Annotated in this window: 13 protein-coding genes; 6 read left to right on the plus strand and 7 right to left on the minus strand. The window is 36.8% G+C overall.

What is annotated here, in order from left to right; translation table 11 throughout:
* Nucleotides 1–434 precede the first annotated feature (434 nt).
* Nucleotides 435–1,787, plus strand: a complete 1,353-nt coding sequence (locus AC1M9N_RS13050) for an MFS transporter (RefSeq protein WP_481587971.1) — start codon at nt 435–437, stop codon at nt 1,785–1,787.
* A 26-nt stretch (nt 1,788–1,813) separates the two neighbouring features.
* On the opposite strand, the gene AC1M9N_RS13055 is transcribed toward AC1M9N_RS13050, so the two are convergent.
* Nucleotides 1,814–2,302: a lytic transglycosylase domain-containing protein gene (locus AC1M9N_RS13055; RefSeq protein WP_481596600.1), complete on the minus strand. Its 489-nt coding sequence runs from the start codon at nt 2,300–2,302 to the stop codon at nt 1,814–1,816.
* Between the two features lie 266 nt (nt 2,303–2,568).
* Between AC1M9N_RS13055 and ybaK the strand changes: the two genes are divergently transcribed.
* Nucleotides 2,569–3,039, plus strand: a complete 471-nt coding sequence (gene ybaK, locus AC1M9N_RS13060) for a Cys-tRNA(Pro) deacylase (protein ID WP_180028959.1) — start codon at nt 2,569–2,571, stop codon at nt 3,037–3,039.
* 10 nt (nt 3,040–3,049) lie between these two features.
* Here the strand turns inward: ybaK and ppk1 are convergent, their stop codons facing one another.
* The 6 genes from ppk1 to AC1M9N_RS13090 all read right to left on the minus strand — a co-directional run bounded on the left by ppk1 (nt 3,050) and on the right by AC1M9N_RS13090 (nt 9,367).
* Complete coding sequence (gene ppk1 / locus AC1M9N_RS13065) at nt 3,050–5,116, minus strand: polyphosphate kinase 1 (RefSeq protein ID WP_481954880.1); 2,067 nt, start codon at nt 5,114–5,116, stop codon at nt 3,050–3,052.
* 177 nt (nt 5,117–5,293) lie between these two features.
* Nucleotides 5,294–6,385 (minus strand): porin, encoded by a 1,092-nt coding sequence (locus AC1M9N_RS13070; RefSeq protein WP_092768457.1) that lies wholly within the window; start codon nt 6,383–6,385, stop codon nt 5,294–5,296.
* Nucleotides 6,386–6,604: 219 nt separating this feature from the next.
* Complete coding sequence (locus AC1M9N_RS13075) at nt 6,605–7,018, minus strand: HIT family protein (protein WP_092768455.1); 414 nt, start codon at nt 7,016–7,018, stop codon at nt 6,605–6,607.
* A 29-nt stretch (nt 7,019–7,047) separates the two neighbouring features.
* Complete coding sequence (locus AC1M9N_RS13080) at nt 7,048–7,314, minus strand: YARHG domain-containing protein (protein ID WP_035266544.1); 267 nt, start codon at nt 7,312–7,314, stop codon at nt 7,048–7,050.
* A gap of 83 nt (nt 7,315–7,397) precedes the next feature.
* Nucleotides 7,398–8,267, minus strand: coding sequence for an NAD(P)-dependent oxidoreductase (locus AC1M9N_RS13085; protein ID WP_481954881.1), 870 nt, complete (start codon nt 8,265–8,267; stop codon nt 7,398–7,400).
* A 5-nt stretch (nt 8,268–8,272) separates the two neighbouring features.
* Nucleotides 8,273–9,367 carry an alpha/beta fold hydrolase gene (locus tag AC1M9N_RS13090; protein ID WP_481954882.1) on the minus strand — a complete coding sequence of 365 codons (1,095 nt, stop codon included), beginning with the start codon at nt 9,365–9,367 and terminating at the stop codon, nt 8,273–8,275.
* Between the two features lie 141 nt (nt 9,368–9,508).
* On the opposite strand from AC1M9N_RS13090, the gene AC1M9N_RS13095 reads away from it, so the two are divergent.
* From AC1M9N_RS13095 to AC1M9N_RS13110, 4 genes are all read left to right on the plus strand, one after another.
* Nucleotides 9,509–10,696, plus strand: coding sequence for an O-succinylhomoserine sulfhydrylase (locus AC1M9N_RS13095; protein WP_481614308.1), 1,188 nt, complete (start codon nt 9,509–9,511; stop codon nt 10,694–10,696).
* Nucleotides 10,697–10,720: 24 nt separating this feature from the next.
* Nucleotides 10,721–11,050, plus strand: coding sequence for a YbaB/EbfC family nucleoid-associated protein (locus AC1M9N_RS13100; protein WP_035266548.1), 330 nt, complete (start codon nt 10,721–10,723; stop codon nt 11,048–11,050).
* A 12-nt stretch (nt 11,051–11,062) separates the two neighbouring features.
* Nucleotides 11,063–11,659 (plus strand): recombination mediator RecR, encoded by a 597-nt coding sequence (gene recR / locus AC1M9N_RS13105; RefSeq protein ID WP_092768447.1) that lies wholly within the window; start codon nt 11,063–11,065, stop codon nt 11,657–11,659.
* A gap of 209 nt (nt 11,660–11,868) precedes the next feature.
* A complete protein-coding gene (locus AC1M9N_RS13110) occupies nt 11,869–13,011 on the plus strand; it encodes a ribonuclease D (protein ID WP_180028958.1) in 1,143 nt (380 codons plus the stop codon).
* Nucleotides 13,012–13,087: the final 76 nt, after the last annotated feature.

Genomic DNA, 13,087 nt, shown 5'->3' on the forward strand with positions numbered 1-13,087 from the left:
TAAACAATAAATGCCTTAGTGATAAGGCTAATATCATAAAAACAACCCAACTAATTAGTTGAAAAGCTAAATAATAAACAATAATGAATGGTTCAAAAAATGAATGATTTACAATGAAATTTTTATTTACAAATAGCATCAAAGTTGACTATTAAATAAAATGCCAATCCTAATTTGCAGATTGAGTATTGAAAATCAAGATTTCAGTCGAAAGGTTATATAAGAATTTATTCTTAGTAACTAAGAATAAATATAAAACTCTTAAAACTTGAATTTTCATGATTTTTTATGCCAATTGAATTATTAATCAATCTATTAAATGAATAGTCCACTAGAAAGTTGTATAGACAAAAATCCTAATTTATTGCATTTATATAAAATATGAATCTAGGTTCATTATTTTAAAAATACTCACAATTGGAGGTGAGATAAAAATGACAGCGCAGACAATGAATGTGAATGCTGTAATTGATAATGCAAAATTTAAACCCTTTCATTTATCAATCGTATTATGGTGTTTATTTATCGTAATTTTTGATGGTTATGATTTAGCAATTAATGGCGTAACGTTGCCACTTCTTATGCAAGAGTGGGGTATGACTTCTGTCCAAGCTGGGTTATTAGCGAGCACAGCGCTAGCGGGAATGATGTTTGGTGCGATGCTTTTTGGTATGTTGGCAGATAAAATTGGTCGAAAAAAAGTTATTTTAATTTGTGTAACCTTGTTCAGTGGTTTTACTTTTTTAGGAGGATTCGCAAGTAATCCAACAGAATTTGGAATTTTAAGATTTATTGCTGGACTTGGTATAGGCGGTGTTTTGCCAAATTTAGTAACTTTAACTTCTGAATATGCACCACAAAAATTGAGAAGTACCTTAGTTACGATTATGTTTAGTGGCTATGCAGTTGGCGGAATTATGGCGGCTTTATTGGGTGTAAGATTTACACCTGAATTTGGTTGGCAGATTATGTTCTTTATTGCAGGAATTCCATTATTAGTATTACCGTTTATATGGAAGTATATGCCTGAATCACTAACATTTTTAGTGAAACAAAAAAATTATGAACCTGCCTCAGAAATTATTAATAAGATCAATGCAGATTTAAATGTTAATTCGTCAACTCATTTGGTTCTAAACGAAATTAAACTACCTGATGCATCGGTTAAATCTCTTTTTACTGATAATAGAGCGACAACGACGTTGTTATTTTGGTGCTGCTTTTTTATGTGTCTTTTAATGACATACGCATTAGGAAGTTGGTTACCAAAGTTAATGATGGCTGCAGGTTATTCTTTAGGAAGTAGTTTAACGTTTTTACTTTCATTAAATATTGGCGCTGTCATCGGTACTATTGGTGGTGGAATTCTAGCAGACAAATTTCATCTCAAACCTGTAGTGATTACGATGTTTGTAATTGGAGCTTTTGCTTTATTTGGATTAAGTTTCAATTCGCCGCCAATGGTTATTTATCTACTTGTGGCATTGGCTGGTGCAGCATCAATTGGTACAAGTATTTTAATATATAGCTATGTAGCGCAATCTTATCCAATTGCTGTACGTTCAACTGGGATTGGTTGGGCTTCAGCAGTAGGGCGTATAGGTGCAATTGTCGGCCCCATTGTCATTGGTATTCTTTTAGGAATGGAATTGCCGCACAAATGGAATTTCATTGCCGTTGCTATACCAGCAGTAATTGGTGCAATAGCCGTATTATGTATTAAAAGGACAAAAGTGATTGAAACAGTTCCTGAAAAAATAAAAATCGCATCTTCAATTACACAATAGAATAAAAGCCTCATAAGAGGCTTTTTTTATAAATGTGATTTTAAAATTTTTTGATGCTCTTTAACCTGTTTGGCATAACGTTTACCTTGTTTTTTCATTTTTCGATTTGTGTTGTATCCAGTAGGTCCAACGTTGTAATAGGCCAGTGCTTTTTTCCAGCTACCAGCAGATTGATTATATTTTGATAGGATAAAAGTCCCACAATGTATATTAATATTTTCTTGAAAAAGGTCACCTGGACAAGATTGTTGCCAATATCTAGGGATAATTTGGGTAAGACCTACAGCACCTGCTGGTGATACTGCATAATTTCGATAACTCGATTCTTGTCGAATAAGAGCGGCCATTAACAGGGGGTCGACATCAAATTGTTGCGCACTTTGCACAATTAGTGGTGAAACCCTATTTGCGGTGTCTGGGTGTACAGAGTATGCCTTTTGAATACCTGTTGAAAGTTTTGCGGCGCGTTTTTGTACTGAACCACCACCTAAAGATGAGCAACCGACAAACACGATACACGATGATAGAACTAAACTATATTTAAGGAAAGTAAAGGATGGGGGAGGTGATTGTAAACGTTGTAAAAAAAGCAAAATAGTAACCGTACAAATTCAATTTGCAAAAATCATAAGTAAGCTGGTGATTGGGGTCAAGCCCTAGATAAATTGGAGTGTTGTAGTTTTGCAATATATTGATGAGTAAGATAAATAGATCAGAAAAACTTTAAAATTGATTCAATATTTTCTTATAATAATGCCATTATTAAATGCCTGAAATCATCATGACGCCAGCTTGTAAATTTCTAAAAAACAAAAAGATAGATTATTCTGTTCATGAATATGAGCATGATCCTAATGCTGAAAGTTTTGGTTTAGAAGCAGCTCAAAAATTGGGTTTATCTGTACATGAAGTTTTTAAGACACTTCTAGTGACAGATGATGTCAATTATTTTGTGACAATTTTACCAGTGGACCATCAACTTAATTTAAAAAAGGCGGCGAATGCTTTCAGTTGTAAAAAACTTAAAATGGCTGATCCGAAAGTGGCTGAGCGACTGACCGGTTACTTAGTGGGTGGGATTAGTCCAATTGCTCAAAAAAAGCGACTTAATACAGTCATTCACCAATCGGCAAGTTCTCTTAAAAAGGTGTACGTGAGTGGTGGAAAACGAGGGCTAGATATTGGATTAGATCCTCAATCATTGGCCCAAGTATTAGATGCTCAATTTAAGGACATTGTGGATCACACTTAATGTTTGATCACTACATTTGACGTAGATTGGTTAGATATTCTTGAGCGATAAAAATTTCTTGATCATCAGTTGGGCATACTTTGTTCCATTGATGTTCTTGATCTAATTCCCAAGCACGTTGATTATCGTTCAGATAATTCAGTAGACCATCTTTAATAATCGTTTTCTTTAGTTTTTTATCTTCAATCGGAAAACAAGTTTCTACTCTTGAAAATAAATTACGTCCCATCCAGTCTGCACTTGAACAATATAATTTCTCATTGCCTTGATCTAGAAAATAGTAGACCCGTGTGTGTTCTAAAAAACGTCCTACAATGGATCTGACGCGGATATTTTCTGATAACTGTGGTACTTGAGGTCTTAATGAACAGATGGAACGAATGATCAGATCGATTTGAACACCTGCATTTGACGCTTGATAAAGTGCCGCGATTAATTTAGGTTCAGTTAAAGCGTTAACTTTGATAATAATATGCGCTTTATGACCAGTCTTAGCATGGTGGATTTCATTGGCAATGAGTTTTAAAAGCTGTTCATGCAAGGTAAAAGGTGCATGGAACAGCTTTTTAGGCTTTGCCATTTTTCCCATACCTGTCAATTCTTGAAAGATTTTATGGACATCTTCACAAATGTCATCATCAGTGGTCAGAAGACCGTAATCGGTATACATTTTTGCATTACCAGCATGATAATTGCCAGTTCCCAAATGAACATACCGTTTCAGATGATCTGCTTCTCTACGAACAACCAGAATCATTTTAGCGTGAGTTTTATAGCCCACGATACCATACACAACAACAGCTCCAGCTTCTTGTAGGAGGTTGGCGACCATGATATTGGATTCTTCATCGAATCTAGCACGTAATTCAATAATCGCAGTAACTTCTTTACCATTTCGTGCTGCTTCTGCTAAGACCTGAACGATCTCTGAATCTGGTCCGCTGCGATAAAGAGTTTGCTTAATTGCCAAGACATTAGGGTCTTTTGCAGCCTCTTTTAACAGGTTGATGACGGGTGAAAATGAGTCAAAAGGATGATGTAAAAGGACATCACGTTGTTTTAATACATCAAATATACTTTTTGATTGTCTCAATATCTTCGGTATCACGGGTTGATAGGGTTTAAACTTCAAATCTGGACAATCAAAATCTGAAAATAATCGAGCTAAATTTACAGGACCTTGAACACGATAGAGTTGTGAAGGTTCTAAAGAAAATTGTTCAAGTAGATATTGGTTAATCGTTTCTGGGCAATTGTGATCAATTTCAAGTCGAACTTCACGTCCAAATCTTCGCGAAGAAAGTTCATCTTTAAGAGCAACTGCCAGATCGTCTACATCGTCAGCTAAATTTAAGTCAGCATTGCGTGTAACACGGAATTGGTAGCATCCTGTCGCCTTCATTCCTGGAAATAAGTCATTGATATGTTGTTGCAGAATAGCCGACAACAGGATGTAATGTTGCTTACCTTCGCATAAGTCATCAGGAATTTTGACCGCCCTTGGCAAAGTTCTCGGTGCAGGTACGATCGCGAGCTCAATCTGACGACCAAAAGCATCTTTACCTTCAAGCGTGACAATAAAATTAAGGCTCTTATTGACTAAACGGGGAAAAGGATGGGCAGGGTCTAAACTGATGGGCGTGATTACTGGTTGAATAAATTTACTGAAGTAGTTTTGAATCCATTCAGTATATTTATCTAAAATTCCATGATATTGGATAAATTCGATACCATAAGATTTAAGTTGAGGAATGAGCTCGTTATTAAGTATCTGATATTGTTCTTGAACCGCATGATGCGTTGTTTTAGATATTTGTTCTAAAATAATTTCATTGGGAAAGGCATCAGGCGCAGTAGTTATTTGATTTAATTCGATCTGTTTTAAAAGTCCAGCAACGCGTATTTCAAAAAACTCATCTAAATTCCGAGAAAAGATGATTAAAAAATTTAGTCGCTCTAATAAGGGGTGGTGAGGGTCTTTAGCTTGAGCTAAAACTCGTTTATGGAATTCTAATAATGAAAGTTCGCGATTAATGTAAGTGTCTGAATTGTGTTGAAAGTTTTCAAAAGAGTGCATAGTACCAATTATTGCTTTTTGAGCCGTCAGGAAAGACCTTGCAGCGATGGTACGTTTGATGTGTGACAGTAATATTACATTGATTGGTATATATTCGATAAATATATATAATTGGATTTATTTTATTTTAATCAAAAAAGCACACAATAAGTGTGCTTTTTTTAAATCAATTAGGGCTTAGAAATCGTAACGGAAACCTAAAGATAAACCTAAAGCATCCTCACCTTTGAAACCCTTCACATTATTTGTACGTGCTTGTTCCCATGGTGTAAGGCTTGAGTTTTTGTCATTAAGCACAGTTGCGACGTTACCGTAAACACGAACTGCTTTATCAAGACGATGTTCAAGTCCTAAAGCAATGAGTGTTGCGTTCGCATCTTTAGCATCTACATCACGGTGCATCACTTGACCACGGATATATGTTTTTGGTGCAAATTTATAATCAGCTGCAACACCAATGACTTGTGCATCAGGATTTTTTACGTCATTGTCATGAGTCATATATTGATATAAACCACCAATATTTAGCTCAGGTGTGATTTTATAAGCACCAGCTAAACGGAAGCCATCACGTTCGCCGCGAGTCGCATCTTCTTCATAGTGTTCATAAGCAGCTGCGAAATCAACAGGACCTTCTTTATAGGTCAATGCAAGATCGTAAGCTTTATTCTTTTTAGAGTCGCCTTTCTTTTGAATAACTTCACCAGTATCTTTATCTACAATTGTTTCCGTGAAGCCTGGAGAATTGCTTTCGTGCAATGAAAGTGCTGCTAATACATTGAACCCATTTCCGAATTTTGGTGATTTATATTCGATGGTATTTTCATTACGCTCATCAAAACGTAAGTCACCAGCACGTGTTACATTACGTAAATCACCTACTTGATCGCCGAAATAGTTAACTGGACCACGTGCTATTTTAAAAGGGCTATCAAAACGACCGACACGAGTTTGACCGAAATTACCTTTTAAACCAACAAATGTATCACGTGTTGCAAAATCAACACCTGAATTTTGTCCACCGCTAGCAAAGTTGATTTCTTGTTCAATTTGACCAAAAACAGTCATATCATTTTCTAGTTTCTGTTCAACTTTAAAGCCTAGACGAGATGAATTAGATGATAAACCCACTTCATTATAATCTTTACCATCATCAAGGTAATCTAATGAAACATGCGCACGACCATAAATTTTAACGTCGGCTGCCATTGCGATTGATGGTGTAATTAGTGTTGCCCCAACTGCTAATGCACAAAGTGTTTTTTTCATTTCTAGCTCCAGTAAAGACTGATTTATTGTCCTAATAATCATGATCAGTAGTTTTTTTGTAACTACTGTTCTCTATTGGTGCTAAGTATTCATTACAAATAAGTCAGTAATATTAAGAATTTATTTCATTATCATGAAAATGGATAGAAACAATTTATAGTAATCAAAAGGCATAAAACAAAAAAAAGGAGCCAAAGCTCCTTTTTTTATGAGGATCTGTTATAAAGCAGCTTTAATCTTCTCAGCCAAAGCCTTGATACGCTCTTGATCACCCATTTGTGCTGCGTGTTTACCCAGTTCATGAATTGAACTTGGAATAAGATGGAAGTGAACGTGAGGCACGGTTTGCCCAGCTGCAGCACCAGATAACTGCATCAACACTATACCTTTTGCATCTAGTGCTGTTTCAATCGCTTTTGCAATTTTTTGAACAATTTGAATCGTGTACGCTGCAGTGTTTGGATCTAAGTCGAGTAAAGTTACGGCAGGTGATTTAGGGATGACTAAAGTATGACCATCTGCCTGAGGCATAATGTCCATAAATGCAAGAACTTGCTCATCCTCATACACTTTAATTGCAGGAAGTTCACCACGTAGAATTCTTGCAAAAATATTTTGATCATCGTAAGCCATAACTATTCCCAGAATGTAATTAGATTGAATTATTTACAGTTCAATTCTTTCTGACGTTGCTTAATGGAGTCAAGCTTTTGTTGCTCTTTTTCTGAGAACTTAGGTTTAGTTGTATTGCAATTTTCATTGCCGAACTTTGCCTTAGTATCTGGATCTTTAAAACAGAAGCCTTTTGATGCATAGATGATGTTGTAATCATCTTTAAGTTTTTCACACTCTTTTGTAGTATCGGCAAAAGCATTAACCCCAGCTGAAACAGATACAGCAGTAATTAAACCTAATAAAAACTTATTCATGAGTATCCTCATTTAGAAATGGACATTTGATATTGTCACATTTCAATTATATGGGCTTTATATGTGAATTCAATGGCGAAAATTTATTCTAAGGTAATTTTGCTCCATGATTCGTACATTTTAACTGCTGTCGAAAAATCACTATTAGGTTCAGCTATTGCATTAGCAGCACTAATTAGACTTTGAGTAAGCGTAATGACAGGTGCGGATAATTTTGCTTGATGAATGAGGTCTACTGCGATACCAGTGTCTTTGCTCAGTAACGGTAAGGCAAAAGTATTTGGAAAACTTCGATTTAATACCCGTTGAGGCAATACATTTTCAGTCACACCACTTTTACCACTTGAAGCATTGATGCACTCTAATGCTTCATTTAAATCCACACCATGTGCTTTAAGTGCAGTAAAACCTTCAGCAGCGGCACATAAGTGAACAGCCAAGAGCATGTTGTTCACTGCTTTCACAGCAAAACCAGATCCTGAGTCTCCTACATGCTTAATCAGTTTACCCATGGCTTGCATTGCTGGTAATGCAGCTTCAAAAGCCGCTTTTTCACCACCAACCATGAAGGTTAAAGTCGCATTTTCAGCACCAATAGTTTGTCCGCTAACCGGCGCATCTAGAAAAAATACACCTTTTGATTTTAAAAAAGCTTGTTGTGCTTTTGCTGCATCAGGCACGCCACTGGTACAGTCTACCCAAATTGATCCAGATTTAATGTCGACTTGATGAATGATCTCATTGACTTGCTGACTCGTTGGTAAGCAACTAAAAATGATATCAGCTTGGGCAGCTTCTTGAAGTGATACAGCTTGTGTTTGATATTCAGTTGCATGTTGTTTGGCTTTCTCGAAATTTCGATTCCATACCAAAACTGATTCATAGTGTTTGGGTAAATGAGCTGCCATACGGTAACCCATTGCGCCTAATCCAATAAATGCAACTGTCGTCATTTTCTTTACTCTATTTGTGTTGAACGCTCTGCTAACCAGTGAGCAAGTTCAGGCCAAAATTGATCGGCACTTTTTTGACTCGACATTAAACCTAAATGCCCACCAGGAATAAGAGTAAACGTGACATCACGACTATTTGTCAATTCAGTCAATGGTCTAACAGCATCAGCTGTGACCATTTGATCGCTTGAACCCGCGCCAATCATAAGAGAGCAGTCTATATTTTTTAATTCGATTTTCTTATCTTGAAGTTCGATATAACCATTTTTTAGCGGATTTCTTAACCAGACATTGAATAACATATCTTGGTTTACCCCAGCAGGATAATCAATCATATGATTGAGGAAATAACCTAAAGTGGCATGTTCATGCAAAAGTTTTTTATCATCAAGATTCAGTAATAATTGTTTGTGACCTTCATACCAACCTTTTGGATCTAAAATTTTAAATCCAATTGCATTTAAAATACCTGGGGAGTGAATGAGGCGCTTAGGAATACGACCGTTATAAACTTTATGTTTGAGTAGACGAGTTCTTTCAAGATAGCGATTCATCTTAGCATATAGCTTTCCGATATTGCCTGAAGCAAAGCTATCAATTGGACTACCTAAAACGATTAGATTTTTTACATGGTTCGGCTGTCTGAGCGCTGTGTACAACAGAACAAATATTCCCGCCATACTCCAGCCATGTAAAGAAATTTGATCACATTTAGCGTGTGTACGAATTTGATCGATACAATTCGGGATTGCATCATCAATAAAACCTAAAAAGTTGAGATCGCGATCTTTATAGCTAAAGTGTCCCCAATCCAACAAATACACGTCAAAACCTTGCTCTGTATAATATTTGATAAGAGAACGGTATGGATAAAGATCATAAATATCCATCTTGATCGCTAAAGGCGCGACAAAGACCAATGGCTCAACATATTTTTTATTTTCAGATGCGTAATATCGAATTTTACTCGATTTATGAGTACCTATCACTTCATACGGCGTTGCTTGAGATAAAACCAAAGATTTACCGTAAAAAATGCGTGTCCCTAAATTTTTTAACTTGCTTTGTTTAGAACGCCAGTTAGTTTTTAAATGTTCCATGAAGGTTGAAGATCTCATAAGCATGTGATTTGAACGAAGTCTAAGCGATATTTATATATTTTACCTTGACCTTAAATGCTTTGGGCGCTCAAAATGTTGGCAATTATTCACAAAGGCAGTTTTTAGGACTGATTTAGAGCAATGAGCCAGCAAGACGACATTGAATACCAACTTGATACATTAGCACTTCGTACAGGTCATACGCGCAGTTTTGAAGGTGAGCATGCTGAACCGATGTTTCTAACTTCTTCATTTGTATATGCAAATGCAGCAGAAGCAGCAGCTAAATTCTCTGGGAAAGAGCCCGGTAATATTTATTCTCGCTTTACAAACCCAACAGTCGCAATGTTTGAAAAAAGATTGGCTGCAATGGAAGGTGCTGAACGTGCAGTGGCAACAAGTACGGGTATGGCTGCGATCATGGCGGTGGCGATGTCATTCTTAAAGGCTGGTGATCATATTGTATGTTCTCGCGCAGTCTTTGGTTCAACCGTGGCCTTATTTGAAAAATACATTTCTAAGTTTGGTGTGACTGTCAATTTTGTTGATTTAACAGATTTAGATGCTTGGAAAGCTGCGATCAAACCAGAAACTAAACTACTATTTGTAGAATCTCCGTCAAATCCATTATCGGAAATTGCTGATATTCGCGCATTAGCAGATATCGCGCATGAAAATGATGCTTTACTCGCAATTGATAATAGTTTCTGTACGCCAGTGCTACAACAACCATTAAAATTGGGCGCGGATCTAGTTGTCTATTCAGCGACAAAATATCTAGATGGTCAAGGTCGTGCGTTGGGTGGTGCTGTCGTAGGTAATCATCAATTACTTGAAGAAGTTTTTGGCTACGTTCGTACAACTGGGCCTTCTATGAGTCCGTTCAATGCTTGGGTTTTCCTAAAAGGTTTGGAAACGCTTCGTCTACGTATGAAGGCTCATTCTGAAAGTGCACAAAAGATTGCTGAGTGGCTTCATCAGCACGATAAAATCGAGAAAGTATTCTTTGCTGGCTTAACGGATCATGTAGGTCATGATTTGGCTAAACAGCAACAAAAAGGTTTTGGTGGTATCGTTTCATTCGTGGTAAAAGGTGGGCGAGAAGCTGCTTGGAAAGTGATTGATCACACTCAATTTATTTCTATTACTGGGAATCTTGGGGATGCAAAATCAACGATTACTCATCCTGCAACGACTACTCATGGTAAATTGTCTGATGAAGCGAAGGCTGCAGCTGGCATTGCAGAAGGTTTAATTCGTCTTTCAGTAGGTTTGGAAGACGTTGATGATATTATTGCAGACATTCAACGTGGTCTTGATTTAGTCTAATTTAAATTTGTTCGGAGTATACAAATGAACATTAACATGCTTATGCAACAAGCACAGCGCATGCAAAAGGAAGTAGAGTCCAATATCAAGAAAGCGAAAGAAGAGCTTGCACAGAAAGAAGTGCATGCTGAAGCTGGTGGTGGTTTGGTAAAAGTGACAATGACTTGCCGTAATGTGGTAAAACGCATTGAAATCAATCCAGAATTACTTCAAGACGATCCAGATATGATTGAGGATTTGATTGCAGCTGCTATGAATGATGCTGCACGCCAAGCCGAAGCGATTTCAGAAGAAACAATGAAGTCTGCAAATAGTGGTATGGGATTACCTCCTGGCTTGTCAGGTTTATTTTAAGGATATTGCCGAGTGTTCAGCGAACGGTTTGACCAACTCGTCCAAGCACTGCGAATTTTACCAAGCGTTGGGCCTAAGTCGGCTCAGCGCATGGCGTTGCATTTGATCATGAAGAATAAGCAAGGTGCTTTGGCATTATCTGAAGCACTTAGCGATGCCGCTGATCATATCCATGAATGTTCAATTTGCCACTCATTGACTGAGAATGAGGTGTGTGACATTTGTCTGTCGCAAGACCGAGATGATACCTTGCTCTGTGTGGTTGAATCTCCTGCAGACGTGATGGCAATTGAGCAAAGTGGAAGTTTCAGAGGCAAATATCATGTATTGGGGGGGCATTTATCTCCTTTAGATGGTATAGGGCCTGAAGAGGTTGGCATACCTGCATTAGTTCAACGCTTAGCTGAAGGTCAGGTAGCAGAGGTTATTCTCGCTACCAATGCAACGGTTGAAGGACAGGCTACGGCACATTATTTGGTAGAAGCTACACGTCATTTGAATATCAAAATGACACGTATTGCTCAAGGTGTACCACAAGGGGGTGAGCTTGAGTATGTCGATAGTCACACCTTAAGCCAAGCAGTTCATAATCGTATGCAAATGAAATAAGCACAAATTGTGCTTATTTTTTTGATTAGAGTAATATTACTTTTCTGAATTGTTTTTTAGTCAAAAAAAATATTAAATTTTTCATGTTTTATAACTATTTACAGTGTATACATAGATTTGCTTGACGCTTTAATTGAAAATTTATATTTAAAATTGATAATTTAAGCTAAAATACATCTCGATATCAATCTAGCACATTGTTTTTTATGATGTTTCAATTTATCCAAGAGCAAAAAGAACTCGAGCATGTTTTGACACTAATGAGTCAACAAGATGTTTATGGTTTAGATACTGAATTTATCAAAGTTGATACACTATGGCCAAAATTGGGTGTCTTGCAAATCAATGTCGCAGATCAGGTGTTTTTATTAGACGGTACACGTCTAGATTTTTCGAGTTTCTGGCCTAAAGTTTTTGCTGCAAAGCAAAATATTTTCCATGCTTGTGGTGAAGATATTGATCTGATTTACCATTATTCAAAAGGCAATCATCTTAATAATGTATTTGATACTCAGGTGGCTTTGTCTTTTCTCGGACACGGATTACAGGTCAGTTATCAAAATGCGCTTAAAGAAATTTTAAATATAGAAATTGATAAAGATCAAACACGTTCAGATTGGCTTGCACGTCCTTTAACTGAAGAGCAAAAAGCATACGCAGCAAATGATGTCTTATATATTATGAATTTAGCCGATGAGCTAAAGAATGAGTTAAAGAAAAAAGGGCATTATCAGTATGTACTAGAGGACTGTAAGAGCCTCACGCTTGAGATTGCGACAGAAACGCCGAAAGAGAAACTATACGAAGATGTCGGAAATTATAGACACTCTCGAAAGCAGTTAATGCAGCTACAATTGCTCAGTGTTTGGCGTGAAGAAATGGTGAAGGCTTTAAATCAGCCTCGAAGTTTTATTCTGAAAAATGCCACTATGATTGATTTGGTGGAAAAAAATCCAAAAAATACATTTCAATTATCCCAAGTTAAAAATATTCGTCCGAATGTGGTTCGTGAGCACGGTAAAACGATTTTGGATATTATTGCGTTGCTGCCCCCAATGGAAGAATGGCCATTACGAATTGCTCGACCAATTAAACATTCATCTAAAGATATTACACATGATGTTGATAACATGATTGGTAATCTTGCAGAAGAGTTAGTGATCCCCAAAGAAGTGTTAATGCGAAAAAAATGGCTCGGGGCTTTATATCAGCATGTGGTTTTTCATGGCGATGAACAAGACTTACCTCAATATTTACTCGGTTGGCGTTATGATTTACTGACGAAGCCATTAATTGAGTTGCTTCATAAAGATGCACAATATTTGAGTATGCAAATGAAAGTCAATGAATGACTTCTCTCAAAATTTGATTAAAGAATTACCAGTCATCCTAAACTAGACTGATGCGTTAACAAACGCTAATGTTTCG

This window comes from Acinetobacter sp. ANC_7655, from assembly GCF_056784015.1.

What these genes read in the sequence shown, in the direction of transcription:
- AC1M9N_RS13100 (WP_035266548.1), top strand. Translation starts at nt 10,721, where the DNA reads ATGAACATTAACATGCTTATGCAACAAGCACAGCGCATGCAAAAGGAA.
- AC1M9N_RS13110 (WP_180028958.1), top strand. Translation starts at nt 11,869, where the DNA reads ATGTTTCAATTTATCCAAGAGCAAAAAGAACTCGAGCATGTTTTGACA.
- AC1M9N_RS13085 (WP_481954881.1), bottom strand. Translation starts at nt 8,267, where the DNA reads ATGACGACAGTTGCATTTATTGGATTAGGCGCAATGGGTTACCGTATG.
- AC1M9N_RS13090 (WP_481954882.1), bottom strand. Translation starts at nt 9,367, where the DNA reads ATGGAACATTTAAAAACTAACTGGCGTTCTAAACAAAGCAAGTTAAAA.
- AC1M9N_RS13095 (WP_481614308.1), top strand. Translation starts at nt 9,509, where the DNA reads ATGAGCCAGCAAGACGACATTGAATACCAACTTGATACATTAGCACTT.
- AC1M9N_RS13080 (WP_035266544.1), bottom strand. Translation starts at nt 7,314, where the DNA reads ATGAATAAGTTTTTATTAGGTTTAATTACTGCTGTATCTGTTTCAGCT.
- ybaK (WP_180028959.1), top strand. Translation starts at nt 2,569, where the DNA reads ATGACGCCAGCTTGTAAATTTCTAAAAAACAAAAAGATAGATTATTCT.
- AC1M9N_RS13050 (WP_481587971.1), top strand. Translation starts at nt 435, where the DNA reads ATGACAGCGCAGACAATGAATGTGAATGCTGTAATTGATAATGCAAAA.
- AC1M9N_RS13070 (WP_092768457.1), bottom strand. Translation starts at nt 6,385, where the DNA reads ATGAAAAAAACACTTTGTGCATTAGCAGTTGGGGCAACACTAATTACA.
- ppk1 (WP_481954880.1), bottom strand. Translation starts at nt 5,116, where the DNA reads ATGCACTCTTTTGAAAACTTTCAACACAATTCAGACACTTACATTAAT.
- AC1M9N_RS13075 (WP_092768455.1), bottom strand. Translation starts at nt 7,018, where the DNA reads ATGGCTTACGATGATCAAAATATTTTTGCAAGAATTCTACGTGGTGAA.